We start from the raw sequence: 15,280 nt of genomic DNA on the forward strand, positions 1-15,280 counted from the left end.
ACTAACTTTTATGTATTTTAAATCTATTTTTTACTGAGGGTAGCTTTGAACTGAAAAATGTTAAAATTGATTGAATTTTAACACTAAGTGGTAAGGCGGTTGTTAGTTTTTCATGCTGAACGGTCGCGATATCATCTTGAATCAATGATGCTGATATAGTCGGTGAGCCAAACATTTCGGCGATATTCGATTGTTGAGTAAAATCGTTCATAGAATGGTTATCTCGCAATTGATAAATATTGCCTGCTTGACCTATAAATATAGAGCTGTTCAAGTTTACGATTTCATGGTATTTGTTTTTAATATGTTTGTGTAGCTGTTCAGAATCTAATTGATTAGAGTAAATATAGTAGTTATGCATGGTACCTTGCTTATCAGTATAATACGTGTTTTCTAATGTTATTAGACCGTTTTTTTTATTAAAGTGTGAATGAAATATTCGATCAGATCTAAAAATATCATGGTTTATTCTTACGACATTAAATTCATCTAATGCTAAAACTTCGTTTTGAACTAATAATTTTAATTTTCTTTCTTTTTCGCTAATGATAGATGACTCATTTGGGAGTCCATTCACTTTTGTATATTTGATTAAAAAATCGGAATTACTGCTATTCTTTTTAAATTTATAGGGTTCTGCGTGAGTATTTACAAATAATGTTAAATTTTCTTTAAATTGTTTAAATGAGCCAAACTCATATAGCCCTTTGTTTGGGTCAAATAAAGTATAAATTTCTTTGCCATTTTGATTGTTCTTTATACCAACTGCACATGCATGATTAGTACTGTAGAAAATATATGACTGTATTTTTTCATCATTGTTTTTTATGAGAGATAGAAAATGACTAAGTTCTACTTGAATCTTTCTATCATTAGAATAATGAATATTCTCTCCTGCATCAACATGATTTTTCTTGTTCACTTTTTGCCATCCTAATGTTTGGCATGAGAAAGTATAATCAATGACAGAATTTATAAATAGATTGATATCTTTTTCTAAAAATAACTCTTTGGGTAAGTCAATTTTTCTTATTAGGCAATCCATGTGATTATTGAAGTTATCATCAAGAGTTTTATTATTAGCTAAATTTGAAAAGAATTTATCCATATTTGTTTTTATAGTGGCATATTCCACTGTAGGTTTGTAATTTATGTAGTATTCATTGGAAGAAATTGTATCTGAATAGGTTTTCTCTAGTGCTTCGTAGACTAATTGCTTGAACTCCTCTACTGAATATTTATTTTTTCCACTAGATTGTGAAGTTTTTAAATAATTAGAATTTAAATTAAGTATAAAATTAGATTTACAGTGAAAATCTTGTATTTTCATTGCCTGTTTTAGCAATTTTTTAGTCTGTACTTTGGCCATTTCCTCTTTTATTGTTGATAAATATTGATTAATATTCGTACGGTATCTGCTGTGCTCAGGGAAATGTAGTAAAATTGTATTGTTAGAGAAAGAAGATGTATTATGAGAGAAATTAACACAGTTATCCATAAATGTTTTTATGCTATTATTATTGTGGCTATGCAAAAATTTCATTGATAGTCCCAAACAATAACCGGCATAGGCTTGGTTGGTATTTGAGACTCCGAATAATTGCTCTTGAAATGAATGGCGTTTAGCTTCATTAACCAAACATTTTTGAGAAAATGGAATAAATTTGTTGTAGGTTATTTGCTTAGGCACGTTATACTCCGATAACTAATTTAGTTTAATCACAGTATGTTTTTCATGATTTTATTTCTTTCAAATATCAATTATTGATATGTAGTTTTAAAATTGCATATCGAAAAATTGAGTGTGCGGTCTTGTAATTAGCCTAATTTAAAATGTTATGTACTATTTTTCGGTGTTATTGTTATTTTGAAGTAAATCTTCTAACGCTTTTTTTAACTCGATATGTTCAAATTGAAAGCCTGCCTCTTCTAACCGTTTGGGGATCGCCTGTTGGCCACCCAATACCAGCGCTGCGGATTCCCCCATGATGGCTTTAATCACAAAAGCGGGCGTTCGTACAAATGAAGGACGATTAATAACTTCACCTAACGTGGCGGAAAATAGGTCATTATGGACTGGATAAGGTGAGGTCATATTAAAGGGGCCAGAAAGCGTTGGGTTATCTAATAGAAAACAAATTGCACGAACCATATCGTTGATATGTATCCACGGCATGTATTGTTTCCCGTCACCAATTGGCCCACCTGCACCCATTTTAAAAATGGGGAGAATTTTGGCAAGTAAACCGCCATTCGCTGATAACACAAGGCCAGTGCGTAATAAACAAACGCGAGTTTTTTCTGACTGAGCATTAGCGGCTAAAGCTTCCCAATGCTGTGTGAGTTGGTGAGTAAATTCATCATGGGGGTGTTCGTCTTCGGTAACGACCGATTGGCCCTGATTGCCATAATAGCCGACAGCAGAGCCCGATAAAAATACCCGGGGAGGGGTTTCACTGGCTGTGATTAACTCACTAAGCTGCTGAGTTAACTTCCAACGGCTATCACACAGTAACTTTTTTTGTTCCTCTGTCCAGCGCTTATCAGCAATAGGTTCGCCTGCTAGGTTAATGACAGCATCGAAGTCATTTAAGTGGGTTTTACCATTGAGAGACGTCCAGCACTCAACAGCCTTGCAAAACTGGCTATAAACTTTTTGTGGAGAGCGGCTTAATACAGTAACCTGATGCTCAAGAGAAATCAGTTTTTGGATTAGTGGTGTTCCGATTAGCCCGGTGCCGCCTGTTATGAGTATCTTCATCGCCATCCCCGTCATATTTCAAACTGCAGCGTTGTTGCTTACGTTTTGTCACCTTAGTCACATACTTGTGTATGCTCCTAAGGCTGCCATCTCTTGGCGCCTAGCTGCAATTTGAACTATTTAGGGGATATCCCTGAGATCAGTAACAAACTACAGCGTTATGATTTAACTATAGCATTTGTGAACACAATTTGTATGATTTGCTTAGCCTGCCTTTAAAAAATTCGGTTTCATTATCACTGTAATAAGAAGTGCTTTTTATGATGGCAACCAATCACAAATTCAGCTAGGATCATTTTCATAGGTGCGGATCAATGCAGATTGGTATTGTCAGGCATACAATAATAATCAGTCTAATGATATAAGCAGTTTTAGCTTAAAAATAAAAGGTTTACAGGATGGAACAACAAACCGAAGTTGTTGAATGGGTCGATATTGTTGATGAAGACAATACTGTGATTGCTCAGGCAACACGTAGCCAAATGCGAGCAGAAAACCTACGTCATCGTGCAACTTACATTGTTGTTCATGACGGAATGGGCAAAATATTGGTTCAACGACGCACAGACATTAAAGATTTTCACCCCGGTTTCCTCGATGCAACAGCTGGAGGAGTGGTTACGCAAGGTGAAAACATTCTTGATTCTGCAAAGCGTGAAGCTGAAGAAGAGCTAGGTATTGCTGGCGTTCCTTTTGCTGAACATGGCCATTTTTACTTTGAAGATGCGCATTGTCGTGTATGGGGTGGTTTGTTTAGCTGTGTGAGCCATGGTCCATTTGCTTTACAAGAATCTGAAGTTGTTGAGGTCAGTTGGTTGACCCCTAAAGAGATCAGCGCACGCTGTGACGAATTTACGCCGGATTCACTTAAAGCGCTTTCTTTATGGTTGACTCGGAATAATGAGTTAGAAAAAACCATCACTTGTGCTGAAAACTCATAGTTGATCAGATTAAAATTGTTGAAGGGCTATTTTATTTAGTCCTTTACTTTATTTCTCCCAAAATCAAATCTCTAGCAAAGTTAATTTCAAGCTAATATATAACGATTAGTTATAACAAACTTGTAAGCTAAACGATGTATTCATTTCTACACTAGATATAATGTGACAGATCTTAACATTTATCGTTTGCGATATGATGCACTGCTTGGTGTATACATGACGCTTCGAGAGAATAAAAATGACAATTGATAAACAAGATACTTTTTTGAAACAACAACACCTTGATAACGTAACCAATAAAGCCCGTGAGATTATGGAGCGTGAAGGAATTGAAGCGTTAATCGCAACCGTGGGTGATAACTTTTATCACTTAACCGGTTTTGCGAGCTTCTTTATGTACACTTTCAGGCAAACAGGTTCGGCGATTGCGGTTATTTTTCGTGATCCTTCTATTCAATCATTGGTTATTATGAATGAATTTGAAGCGGCAAATTTGTCACTTCAAATGCCTAACGCAAGGATTAAAACATTTCCAATTTGGGTGGATGTTGATGACCCTTACAACCCGGAAAATGGCAAAGTGGTGAAGGCAAGGCCAATTAATAGCCCAATAGAAACCATTTTCAATTTACTCAAGGAGGCGTTGTCAGAAGCGGGAGTTTATTGTAAACCGGTTGCAATTGAATTAAACCAAATTACACATACAGGTAAAGTATGGTTGGATAAGGTTATTCCTGAATTAAATTTGGTTGATTCTTCGCCGCTATTTAATGAATTACGCATGATTAAAAGCCCGTGGGAAATTGCTCATCTCAGAAAATCAGCACAAATTACAGAGGCTGGTATTGCTGCTGCGAGTAAATTGATCAAAGTCGGCTGTACTTCAGCGGAATTAACCGCCGCTTTTAAAGCGAAAGTGATGGAATACCCAGAGACAAATTATAGCCGCTTCAATTTAATTTCAGTGGGCAGTGATTTTTCACCGAAAATGATCCCTGATGACCAACCTGCAAAAGAAGGGGATTTAATTAAATTTGACTGTGGCGTTGATGTGGCAGGTTATGGTGCTGATATTGCACGGACATTTGTGGTTGGTAAACCGAATGAAAAAGTCGCTGCTATTTATCAAACTATCTTAAAAGGCCATCAATATATGTTAAGTCGAGTTGCGCCCGGCGTGGCATTAAGTGATGTTTTCAATGAAACAATGGCACTCATTCGTTCTTCGGGTTTGCCCCATTATAACCGTGGGCACTTAGGCCATGGGGACGGGGTGTTCGTTGGGCTGGAAGAAGCCCCTTTTGTGAGCGCTGCGACCACAGAAATATTTCGAGCTGGGATGGTAATGAGCTTAGAAACACCTTATTACGGGATTGGTGTTGGCGGTATTATGATTGAAGATATGCTGCTGATTACTGAAGACGGTGTGGAAATGTTAAGTCATTTGCCTCGTGAATTGATTTCTTTCGGGCAAGTGGAATAAGGGGCGGAATATGAAGTGGTATCATTATTTAGTTATTTTCCCAATCCTAGCGTTAACCGTGGGTATCTATTATGCCAACCAAGTAGAGCCTTTTGTTATGGGCTTGCCATTTTTAATGTTCTGGATTGTCTCATGGGTGATTGTTACAGCCTTAGTTATGTTACTAATCAATATATTAGATAATAAAAATACTAAGGAAACATCATGAGCTCCGCGCTAATTATTATTACTGTTTTCTTCCTGTTTAGTATTTATCTTGCTATTCGTGCGAAGAAAGGAAAAACGATGGACCATGAAGGGTGGTCTGTCGGTGGTCGTAGTTATGGCGCACTGTTAGTTTTCTTGCTGAGTGCGGGGGAAATATATACCACGTTTACCTTCCTTGGCGGGAGTGGCTGGGCTTATGGTAAAGGCCCTGCAATTCTATATACCTTGGCAGTCAATGCTTTTATGGGGATCTTTTTATACTGGGTGCACCCAAGGGTATGGCGATTTGCAAAAGATAATGATGTCAGAACGATTTCTGAGTTATTTACCAAAAAGTATCAAAGCCCGGGGTTAGGGTTATTAATTAGCTTAATATCTATTGCTGCAATGGTGCCTTTATTTGTTTTACAGCTTAAAGGATTAGGCATTATTGTTTCTCAAGCGTCTTACGGCGCAATTCCAGCAGATATTGCCATTTGGATTGGAATTATTGCAGTGACGTTATTTGTGATGATTTCAGGAATTCATGGCTCAGCTTGGACATCAGCACTAAAAGATTTAATGATTTTAATTGTGGTGGTTTTTATCGGTATTTATATTCCACTTCATTATTACGGTAGTTTTGGGGACATGTTTAAAGCGATAGATACGGCGATGCCAAGCTTTTTAACATTCTCCGAAACGGGGCTAAATATCCCTTGGTATATTTCCACAATATTCTTATCTGTGGTTGCCTATTTCTGTTGGCCGCATTATATGGCCGCAGTGTTTACCGCAAAAGATGAAAAATCACTGAAACGTAATAGTATTCTGATTCCAGCGTACAGTTTGATTATGCTATTCGCATTTTTCGTTGGTTATGCATCCATATTGCAAATTCCACATCTTGAAGGGGCGGCAGTGGATTTATCGCTGTTTGAGATATCTAAGAGCACCTTCTCACCGATTGTGGTTGGTTTTATTGGTGCGGCAGGGATGTTAACCGCATTAGTACCTGGTTCGATGTTGTTGCTAACTACTTCTAATATGTTAGCGGGAGTTGCGCAAAAAGCGATGGGAGTAAGTGAAGAAAAACGCCAGTCTGGTGTGTATGCTCGCTTTATGGTACCTGTCGTTGCGTTGGTCAGCTTGTATTTTATTTTCCACAGTAATGATACCTTAGTGGCTATTATGTTACTCGGGGTCAATATTGTCGCGCAGTTTTTCCCTGCTTTACTGATGAGCTTTAAACAGCAAAACCCAATGACACCAGCGGGTGCTATTTGTGGAATTTCTGCGGGGGTTTTATTCCTTGCGGTAACCTATATAGAGAAAATTTCTTTAGCACAATTGTTCCCTTGGTTAGGAGAAAGTTTGAGCTTTATGAATATCGGTATTGCTGCATTTATTCTGAATATTATTGTTGCGGTAGTGGTTTCATTATTTACGCGTAAAAGATAGTTAAAAATAATCAGGCAATAAAAAAGCGCTCAGTTGAGCGCTTTTTAGCATAAAGAGATGAATTAAGCGTTTTCGTTTTGTACTGCTTGGATAGCAGTTAACGCAACGGTATACACGATGTCATCAACTAATGCACCGCGTGACAAGTCATTGACTGGTTTACGCATACCTTGCAGCATTGGACCAATAGAGACTAAGTCAGCAGAACGTTGTACGGCTTTATACGTGGTATTACCGGTATTTAAGTCAGGGAAGATAAATACGGTCGCTTTACCTGCAACTGGTGAATTAGGTGCTTTGGACTTAGCAACATCCGCCATAACAGCCGCGTCATATTGTAATGGACCATCGATAATTAAATCAGGGCGTTTTTCTTGTGCTAAACGCGTTGCTTCACGCACTTTTTCAACATCACTACCCGCACCTGAATCGCCTGTAGAGTAAGAAATCATCGCAACACGTGGGTCGATACCGAACGCTTTAGCAGAATCCGCAGATTGGATAGCGATTTCAGATAATTGCTCTGCAGTTGGGTCTGGGTTGATAGCACAGTCACCGTACACAAATACTTGTTCTGGTAATAACATAAAGAACACAGAAGAAACTAATGAGCTACCCGGTGCTGTTTTAATTAATTGCAACGGTGGACGGATAGTATTTGCCGTCGTATGAACAGCACCAGAAACTAGGCCATCCACTTCGCCTTTCTCTAGCATTAATGTGCCTAATACAACGTTATCTTCTAATTGCTCACGAGCAACAACCTCAGTCATTCCTTTGCTCTTACGTAATTCAACGAGGCGAGCAACGTATTCTTCGCGTACTTTAACTGGGTCAACAATTTCAATACCAGTGCCGAGTTCAATACCTTGTGCGGCAGCAACACGACGAATATCTTCTGGGTTACCTAATAGAACACAAGTTGCAATGCCGCGCTCTGCACAGATAGATGCAGCTTTAACTGTACGCGGTTCGTCGCCTTCAGGAAGAACGATTCGTTTGCCAGCTTTACGTGCTAATTCAGTTAACTGATAACGGAATGCTGGTGGTGATAGGCGGTTAGGGCGTTCTGAGTCAGCAACCAGTGATTCAATCCAATCGCTACTAATATGACGAGCCACATAGTTTTGAATTTTTTCAATACGTTCATGGTCATCAGCTGGGACTTCTAAGCTAAAGCTTTGTAGATTCAGCGATGTTTGCCATGTATTGCTTTTCACCATGAAAACAGGCAGGCCAGTTTCGAAAGCTTGTTCACACAGCTGGCGAATAGGCGCATCGATGTTGTAACCACCCGTTAGTAGAACTGCACCGATTTCAACCCCGTTCATTGCCGCTAGTGAGGCAGAAACTAATACATCAGGGCGATCCGCTGAGGTCACTAATAATGATCCTGGGCGGAAGTGTTCAAGCATGTGCGGAATGCTACGAGCGCAGAAAGTCACTGATTTAACACGACGAGTTTTGATTTCGCCTTCGTTAACAATCTCTGCACCTAAGTGTTTTGCCATGTCAATTGCACGGGTGGCAATTAAATCAAAGTTCCATGGAATGGATGCCAGCACAGGCAGATTCAGCGCAGAAAGTTGCTTAGTATCGAGGTTAGCCACAGTCGCTTTGGTTGAATCATCAAAGATTTCAGATAGGTCAGGGCGAGTACGACCTTGTTCATCAACAGGTGCATTCACCTTATTGATAATAACGCCGATGATATTTTTATTACGTTGGCCGCCAAATTCGTTACGTACTAACTCTAAACGCTCTTGCATTTGTGTGATTGAACTGTTGCCTGGTGCAGTGACGAAAACAATCTCTGCGCCTAATGTTTTGGCAATTTCATAATTTAATGATTGAGCAAATGAATGTTTACGCGTTGGCACTAAACCTTCAATTAAAATCACTTCCGCATTTTTTGTGTGGTCATGATAGCGAGCGACGATTTCTTCCATTAACACATCTTTTTTGGAAGAGGTCAGTAGCGATTCAACGTATTCCATTGTTAGTGGTTCAACAATGGTAGTAATACTTGAATGAGAGCGCAGGACTTCAGTGGTTTGGTCTTTATTGCCAGAGACGCGTGGCTGTGCGATAGGTTTGAAAACGCTTAATTGAACACCTTTTTGTTCCATTGAGCGAACGACACCTAGGCTAACGCTAGTTAAGCCAACGCTGGTGCCAGTAGGTATTAACATAATTGTACGGGACACGGGAACCTCTTTATTTCGGTTACTCTAATGACAAAACGATACCGCCAGCAGGTTGCTGGCGGTAGAAGTTGCTTATGCGGTTAAACGCGCAGTATCTTGGGCGATAACCAACTCTTCATTGGTTGCGATAACCAGTGCTGGGCGGCTGTTATCGGTAGTGATTAAACCTTCTTTACCGAAGCGCGCCGCTAAGTTACGTTCGTGGTCATATTCGAAACCAAGGATAGCCAGTTTCTTCAAGGTAATTTCACGAACTTGCGCTGAGTTTTCACCAATACCACCCGTGAAGATGATAGCATCAAGGCGGCCTTCCATCAGAGCACTATATGCACCAACGTATTTCGCCAAACGATGGCAGAAAACATCCATTGCGCGAGTTGCGTCTTCTTTAGTGCCGTAGTTATCTTCAACATAGCGGCAGTCACTTGTTACACCAGTTAAACCTAATAAACCAGACTCTTTGGTCAGCATCTTGTTGATTTGCTCAACACTCATACCTAAAGAATCATGTAAATGGAAAATAATTGCAGGGTCGATATCACCACTACGTGTTCCCATTACCAGACCTTCTAATGGCGTTAAACCCATTGAAGTATCAACGCATTTACCGTTAACAATAGCAGTAACAGAACCACCATTGCCTAGGTGGCAAGTGATAACATTTAGCTCATCAACAGGTTTGTTGAGTTTTTTCGCAGCTTCACGGGAAACATAGAAATGGCTTGTACCGTGCGCACCATAACGGCGAATACTATGCTCTGAATATAATTCGTATGGCAATGCATACAGATAAGCTTCCTGCGGCATGGTCTGATGGAATGCGGTATCAAAGACAGCGACATTTTTGTTCACCAGATGCGGGAAGGATTTTCTTGCTTCTTCAATACCGATGAGATGAGCAGGGTTATGCAATGGCGCGAATGGAATAGCCGCTTCGATGCCTTCAATCACTTCATCTGTGATTAATACAGAAGAGGTAAATTTCTCACCACCATGAACAATACGGTGACCGATGGAGGTGATTTGCTCTGATAGCTCAGGTTTTTCAGCAAGAATAGTGTTAACAATGAAATCCAATGCTTCGCTATGCGCTGCACCAGCACCTAAAGGCGCTTCTTTCTTAGCACCATCCATTTTCCACTTAATACGGGCTTCCGGGAGGTTAAAGCACTCAGCTAATCCAGATAAAAATTCATCGCCATTAGTTGGGTCGATGATGGCGAATTTCAGTGAGGAGCTACCGCAGTTTAGAACCAGTACCAGCTTACTTGACATGGAAATACCTATCGTTAATTGTTGTTGTGAAGCCTTTTAAAAACATGAAAAGACTCAGATATAAAAATATACCGCTAGAGCCTAGCGTATTTATGACCTGAAACATCATGATTGATATCATGTTAAAGGCGAAAAAAGTTAAAGATCGTGAGATCTTCAGGGGTTGATAACTCAGGCGCTATTCTTTTCTACAGAAGGTTATAAAAGTAAACCTCTGCACCTAGTGTTGAAATAACGATCAACAACCCCAATATATAACTGTTGTCTATCTTCAGTATCGAAGATGGATAAAGCTAAAAAATAACAAATGCAACAGCAATTCTAAATGTGGCAGATTCTACTAAAATTATTTTATATTTTATACGTTTTTTTTAAAAATAGGGACTTTGATTGATTAAAATCATAAGTGACGTATAAAGTAGTGTTATAGCACAGGGTTACGTTGCTATTAGAATAGCTGATATTTAGTAAATTGACTTAACTTAAGGTAAATGTAATGAAATAATTTCGTTACCTTAAATGTGCTATCATTTTACCATGCGTAATTTATAAATTATTGCCTCAGTTTTTAAGAAGTCGATAGGAAACGTTTCATGAGTACATTGCAAAGTACACCGCCCGGTTTTTTTAAGCGCTTTAGATTAGGTAACCGCTATCTGAAGGCTTTTCCTATGGAGAAAAAACTGTCGCCGATATTCCCCGAAATTCGTATTAACAAGGCGGTACGCTTTGGTATTCGCTTTATGCCGCCCATTGCAATTTTTACATTAGCATGGCAAATCGCGTTAGGTGGGCAATTGGGGCCTGCCATTGCCACGGCACTTTTTGCCTGTAGTTTGCCAATGCAAGGTTTATGGTGGTTAGGAAAACGTGCGGCGACACCTTTGCCATCCAGCTTGCTAAGCTGGTTTTATGAGATCCGTGATAAATTTACCGAAGCGGGAATTGCGATGGCACCAGTTGAACACCAACCCGATTATATGGCGTTGGCTGACTTGCTAAAACGTGCATTTAACCAGCTAGATCGTTCCTTTATGGAAGATATCTAAGGGATAATTTCTATTAAAAGCTAGATTTAACAATAAGTAATACAAAAATAGTGTTTAGATCAATAAAAGCGATGTTTTCACTGTCTATGATTGATGTTGAATGCGAAGATAAGCCATACTTTTTAGTGGGAGAACCCTGATGGAAATGACTAACGCACAACGCTTGATCTTATCTAATCAATATAAAATGATGACCATGCTTGACCCCGATAATGCAGAACGTTATCGCCGACAACAAACCATTATTGAACGTGGTTTCGGTTTACAAATGCGTGAGTTAGACAGAGACTTTGGTCATTTAAGTGAAGATACCTGCCGTACTGTTATTGATATCATGGAAATGTACCATGCGCTGCAAGTCTCTTATAGCAACATGGCTAATAAGGAAGATATTGATGGCCGCCGTGTGCAATTTTTGGGTTTTGATGCGGCAACAGAAGCACGTTATCTGAGCTATGTCCGTTTTATGGTCAACACAGAAGGGCGTTATACCCACTTTGACAGCGGGACGCATGGGTTTAACTCACAAACGCCAATGTGGGAAAAATATAATCGTATGTTAGCGATTTGGCATGCATGTCCAAGGCAGTATCATTTATCAGCAGTGGAGATCTCCCAAATTTTAAATGCCTAATGCTCGTCATTCTTCGCGCTGTTGCGTTCGGCGACTCGGGTCACGTACATTTGTATGTTCCCCGAGATATCTTCTCTAGTCGCCTAGCTACAGCGTGAATATTTAGAGCATATTTGCTTGTCATTAGTAAAGCAGTAACACGTGACACTGATATGCGAGCTATATAAGCAAGTTAAAACACATTAACATTTAGCCTACAGCAACAAGCACGCAGCCCCCAGAACATCCACAAGCGACTTTATGACCTTCTAGCGCAACAGGGATACCATTAATTTTCATTAAGCTATCACCTTCAACGATAGTCCCTGTTTTTTTACATGAAGGACAATAAACAGAGTCGCCCACACAGGCGACTCCTTGGGTTTGCTTGGCGAGAGAAGAAGCTGTCAGCACCGTACCACCGGTATTCGTCGTATCATTTTTTAAAATGAGTTTTCTGCCGTTCACAAGACTACGCATTGCGTTTTTTCTCCTGATCAAGCTTTGCTAAAATCTGTTCGACCTGTTGCTCAAAATCAGTAGGAAGTGGGTTTTTACCAAAAAACAAAAAGGGTTTACGAGCTTGGTAATCGACTGACGAAACGGCATCTCGCCCCTCTTGCATATAAGCATTGAGAAACGTGATAAAACGATGGTTTTCACTGTCGGTGCTGGTCAGGAAACTGGAGTAATGGGAAACATTTGGCTTGTAAAGTATGGTTTTCAATTGCCCTGTTTTTTCATCAAAGCCATACAGTTTAATCGCCAGCATTTTACCTGCATAGCCGAATTGTGCATCTTCATAGCGCGTTAAACGTACTTTCCCCATCCCATAGCTATACAATATTCCTCGTTGCCTATCCGCAATAAGGTAAACCGGAGGTGTGAAGAAAGAGAGATAACCCAATAGCCATAAAAAACCCGGGAAAAAGATCAACCAGCCGATAACAAGGTATTTATCATATTGACTGTTAGTAAAGAACTCGCCTGAATTATTAGCTTTTATATAATCCCACCAACTAATTTTTTCTTCGCCAAAAAAACGCTTATATGAATCTATCATTTTTAATGCATGCGGATCCTTTTTATTTGGCTTTGCATATTTGTCCTCCACGTGCTTAGCCATCATTTCAATTGAGGCTTTAGAATCAATATGGTTATTAGCAAAATTATATAACGTATAACACGCCATTACTAAGAGCACGATAAAAAAAGGTATCGTGTTGGTAAGTTGACTATTCCGCTGTGGTGAATTAATCACACAACGCTGTTTATTGACTGCATCTAAAAATACCAGTTTTTGAGGCTCCAACGGATCATCGTAGTGACAACTTTCTTCAATCAATGGCGTAGTTTCTAATTGCTCCGGGTGCTTTGTTGCCGTATATAAACTCGTCATTCGGTGCCTTCCTCATCAATACAGCCATACAGTTTATCATTAGGATCACCGTTTCGGTAACGCAATGGCGCAATCTCGCCTTTAAGACGATCCACCAAGTAGTACCAATAAATGGATGGGATAGATTGCCCCAGAGGATCACCTGCAAAAATACCCGCTTCAACTTCAAAGCTCAGCACAAGCTCTCCATCACGCAGTGCCGTGGTTGCTACGTATTTTGCTGTTTTGCGCAACAAAATTAAGACGTTTTCCTTAAGAAGCTAACAAATACTAAAAATGTCAAAAAAGTTACCTATAAACCAAATGACAAGTAAAACAGCAACAATGCTGGCTATACCTGCGGCAGCATACAATAAAAGAGAAATAGCGAGAACGCTCCCATTTAGTGCTAATGCTATTCTGGCTGAGTTTTTGTTTTCATGGCGAATAAATGAAATAGCAGCAAAAATAATACCAAATACACTGAGCGTTATACTAACTTGTTTGGATAATTCAATTTTATCTAATAAAAGCTGTCGCTGTTCATTGGCAGGATCTACGGTAGGAGCTTGATACGCTTTTCCTTTAATTGCATCCATTGTCGCTTTTTTTATACTACTTACCTTTTCATGAACAATCTGCTCTAACTTAGGTTTGGATTGAACATATTCACGCTCAAAGCTTTGATTAACAAGTATTACAAGAATACTAAAAGCTCCAATGATGATAGCAATTAAACTGAACCGATTATAAACCATAGTCATCACAATTATAACTTATGTTTAGCCTTAAAATTAATGTATTTTTCAATACCCTTTTCTATTAACTTAATTGGTAATTTATATACCATTAAATAACCATCATGATTGAATAATAACATTTCTTTTTTGCTTATAGAAAAAAAAATAGTATCGCCATCAATAAAACAAGAGTTATATTTTTTAAAATACCAATCCAAAAAAGAATCAATATCTTTAGAGCCTAATAAAAATGCTATCTTTTTTTCGTATAAGAAATCATTTAATACAATCACTTCACCTAGTTGATATCTTTTAAAATCAATTTCCTCTAATATATCAATATCATCTTTTTCTTCCCAGTTCTTCAGTTGTTTAACTAAAAAGAAATTTTCATCTTCGGCATATAGGTGAGCGATATCCCCGCTTTCATGCCTAAATGGCGGTCACTGTAAAACAGTTGTGGACCTTCTTCGAACCAGAACGTAATCCCTTCCTCCGCCGCCAGACGGCACCAAAAGTCGTACATGGTTTCACGCTTTTGAGTGATATACTCGCGTTTCAGATGCTCTTCGGGGTGGTAAAACTGCTTGTCAAATTTAATGTGAGATTCGCTCAATAGCGTCTCAAGAATGTTCGGCACCGTCATATTTTGGAAAATGCGGCTGTCCTGTTTAAGCGTCATCACCCACATTTCAGGGCGTATCACAAAGTGATACCAGGTTTTAACCCCATCGGTGTTGCCTTGCTCTGCCCCGGCTAAAATGCCTTGTACTGTGCGAAGAATTTTTCCATCTCGCTTTACAGTCAACGAGGAGGCCACACCCAGAACCGTTTGAAAATCAATCTCGGGTAACGAGCTGACCGCCTGAATCGACAGTGAAAAGAGCTGGGAAAGCCCTTCTTGCAAATCAAACTGGGTCACTTGAAAGGTATTTTCAGGTAACCCACCAATGGTACAGGTGAATACTAATCCCGTCCCCATTTCGCCACTCATAATACGGTCTAGCAGTTGACCATGGGCTTCTTGCAAGGCTTGGTCCTGTGCATAGGTTCTGCCACCCGCATACCCACCACCGTGAATAAGCGGGTTATTTTCGGGGCTGCCAAGTCGTTTGTTTTTATTGGGGTCTGTCCAAGACATGGGAATTTCCTCTACGGAAGAAAAAGCTAAAAACGCAAACGAGCC

General features: G+C 39.5%; 15 protein-coding genes and 1 pseudogene. 6 read left to right on the plus strand and 10 right to left on the minus strand.

Annotated features, from left to right (window positions below; genetic code table 11):
- Window position 1: 1 nt before the first annotated feature.
- Together FVA72_RS08890 and FVA72_RS08895 are read right to left on the minus strand one after the other, a co-directional pair.
- The gene (locus FVA72_RS08890; RefSeq protein ID WP_110591919.1) at window positions 2–1,690 is read right to left on the minus strand and encodes a hypothetical protein; all 1,689 of its coding nucleotides are present in this window, start codon (window positions 1,688–1,690) and stop codon (window positions 2–4) included.
- Between the two features lie 153 nt (window positions 1,691–1,843).
- A complete protein-coding gene (locus FVA72_RS08895) occupies window positions 1,844–2,761 on the minus strand; it encodes a TIGR01777 family oxidoreductase (RefSeq protein ID WP_110591918.1) in 918 nt (305 codons plus the stop codon).
- A gap of 398 nt (window positions 2,762–3,159) precedes the next feature.
- Between FVA72_RS08895 and yfcD the strand changes: the two genes are divergently transcribed.
- From yfcD to FVA72_RS08915, 4 genes are all read left to right on the plus strand, one after another.
- The gene (yfcD, locus tag FVA72_RS08900) at window positions 3,160–3,702 is read left to right on the plus strand and encodes an NUDIX hydrolase YfcD (protein ID WP_004257328.1); all 543 of its coding nucleotides are present in this window, start codon (window positions 3,160–3,162) and stop codon (window positions 3,700–3,702) included.
- Between the two features lie 238 nt (window positions 3,703–3,940).
- A complete protein-coding gene (locus FVA72_RS08905; protein WP_110591917.1) occupies window positions 3,941–5,185 on the plus strand; it encodes a M24 family metallopeptidase in 1,245 nt (414 codons plus the stop codon).
- Window positions 5,186–5,195: 10 nt separating this feature from the next.
- Window positions 5,196–5,393, plus strand: coding sequence for a DUF3311 domain-containing protein (locus FVA72_RS08910; protein ID WP_004257337.1), 198 nt, complete (start codon window positions 5,196–5,198; stop codon window positions 5,391–5,393).
- Entirely contained in the window at window positions 5,390–6,832 is a 1,443-nt protein-coding gene (locus tag FVA72_RS08915) for a sodium:solute symporter family protein (RefSeq protein ID WP_110591916.1), read from the plus strand. The genes FVA72_RS08910 and FVA72_RS08915 overlap by 4 nt, the downstream gene beginning before the upstream one ends.
- A gap of 62 nt (window positions 6,833–6,894) precedes the next feature.
- On the opposite strand, the gene pta is transcribed toward FVA72_RS08915, so the two are convergent.
- Both pta and ackA read right to left on the minus strand, forming a co-directional pair.
- Entirely contained in the window at window positions 6,895–9,024 is a 2,130-nt protein-coding gene (pta, locus tag FVA72_RS08920) for a phosphate acetyltransferase (protein WP_153673987.1), read from the minus strand.
- Window positions 9,025–9,111: 87 nt separating this feature from the next.
- On the minus strand, window positions 9,112–10,314 hold the full coding sequence (ackA, locus tag FVA72_RS08925; RefSeq protein ID WP_110591915.1) for an acetate kinase: 1,203 nt from the start codon (window positions 10,312–10,314) through the stop codon (window positions 9,112–9,114).
- Between the two features lie 593 nt (window positions 10,315–10,907).
- Between ackA and yfbV the strand changes: the two genes are divergently transcribed.
- Together yfbV and FVA72_RS08935 are read left to right on the plus strand one after the other, a co-directional pair.
- Window positions 10,908–11,363, plus strand: coding sequence for a terminus macrodomain insulation protein YfbV (gene yfbV / locus FVA72_RS08930; RefSeq protein WP_004257353.1), 456 nt, complete (start codon window positions 10,908–10,910; stop codon window positions 11,361–11,363).
- 139 nt (window positions 11,364–11,502) lie between these two features.
- A complete protein-coding gene (locus tag FVA72_RS08935; protein ID WP_004257356.1) occupies window positions 11,503–11,997 on the plus strand; it encodes a YfbU family protein in 495 nt (164 codons plus the stop codon).
- 189 nt (window positions 11,998–12,186) lie between these two features.
- Here the strand turns inward: FVA72_RS08935 and FVA72_RS08940 are convergent, their stop codons facing one another.
- From FVA72_RS08940 to FVA72_RS08965, 6 genes and pseudogenes are all read right to left on the minus strand, one after another.
- Window positions 12,187–12,456, minus strand: coding sequence for a PAAR domain-containing protein (locus FVA72_RS08940; protein ID WP_094962673.1), 270 nt, complete (start codon window positions 12,454–12,456; stop codon window positions 12,187–12,189).
- A complete protein-coding gene (locus tag FVA72_RS08945) occupies window positions 12,449–13,375 on the minus strand; it encodes a hypothetical protein (protein WP_110591914.1) in 927 nt (308 codons plus the stop codon). Before FVA72_RS08945 ends, FVA72_RS08940 begins: the two co-directional genes overlap by 8 nt.
- Window positions 13,372–13,611: a hypothetical protein gene (locus FVA72_RS08950; RefSeq protein WP_165119699.1), complete on the minus strand. Its 240-nt coding sequence runs from the start codon at window positions 13,609–13,611 to the stop codon at window positions 13,372–13,374. Before FVA72_RS08950 ends, FVA72_RS08945 begins: the two co-directional genes overlap by 4 nt.
- 24 nt (window positions 13,612–13,635) lie before the next feature.
- Complete coding sequence (locus FVA72_RS08955) at window positions 13,636–14,118, minus strand: hypothetical protein (RefSeq protein WP_110592597.1); 483 nt, start codon at window positions 14,116–14,118, stop codon at window positions 13,636–13,638.
- A gap of 5 nt (window positions 14,119–14,123) precedes the next feature.
- A complete protein-coding gene (locus FVA72_RS08960) occupies window positions 14,124–14,387 on the minus strand; it encodes a hypothetical protein (RefSeq protein WP_110591913.1) in 264 nt (87 codons plus the stop codon).
- Window positions 14,388–14,488: 101 nt separating this feature from the next.
- A pseudogene (locus FVA72_RS08965) lies at window positions 14,489–15,235 on the minus strand (type VI secretion system Vgr family protein); the annotation flags it as partial.
- Between the last annotated feature and the right edge of the window lie 45 nt (window positions 15,236–15,280).

This window comes from Providencia sp. PROV061, assembly GCF_011045655.1.
Lineage (GTDB): Bacteria > Pseudomonadota > Gammaproteobacteria > Enterobacterales > Enterobacteriaceae > Providencia > Providencia hangzhouensis.

Bases quoted from the DNA above. Each gene is read 5' to 3' on its own strand.
- yfbV (WP_004257353.1), top strand. From the start codon at position 10,908: ATGAGTACATTGCAAAGTACACCGCCCGGTTTTTTTAAGCGCTTTAGA.
- pta (WP_153673987.1), bottom strand. From the start codon at position 9,024: ATGTTAATACCTACTGGCACCAGCGTTGGCTTAACTAGCGTTAGCCTA.
- FVA72_RS08940 (WP_094962673.1), bottom strand. From the start codon at position 12,456: ATGCGTAGTCTTGTGAACGGCAGAAAACTCATTTTAAAAAATGATACG.
- FVA72_RS08935 (WP_004257356.1), top strand. From the start codon at position 11,503: ATGGAAATGACTAACGCACAACGCTTGATCTTATCTAATCAATATAAA.
- yfcD (WP_004257328.1), top strand. From the start codon at position 3,160: ATGGAACAACAAACCGAAGTTGTTGAATGGGTCGATATTGTTGATGAA.
- FVA72_RS08955 (WP_110592597.1), bottom strand. From the start codon at position 14,118: ATGACTATGGTTTATAATCGGTTCAGTTTAATTGCTATCATCATTGGA.
- FVA72_RS08910 (WP_004257337.1), top strand. From the start codon at position 5,196: ATGAAGTGGTATCATTATTTAGTTATTTTCCCAATCCTAGCGTTAACC.
- FVA72_RS08945 (WP_110591914.1), bottom strand. From the start codon at position 13,375: ATGACGAGTTTATATACGGCAACAAAGCACCCGGAGCAATTAGAAACT.
- FVA72_RS08915 (WP_110591916.1), top strand. From the start codon at position 5,390: ATGAGCTCCGCGCTAATTATTATTACTGTTTTCTTCCTGTTTAGTATT.
- ackA (WP_110591915.1), bottom strand. From the start codon at position 10,314: ATGTCAAGTAAGCTGGTACTGGTTCTAAACTGCGGTAGCTCCTCACTG.
- FVA72_RS08895 (WP_110591918.1), bottom strand. From the start codon at position 2,761: ATGAAGATACTCATAACAGGCGGCACCGGGCTAATCGGAACACCACTA.
- FVA72_RS08905 (WP_110591917.1), top strand. From the start codon at position 3,941: ATGACAATTGATAAACAAGATACTTTTTTGAAACAACAACACCTTGAT.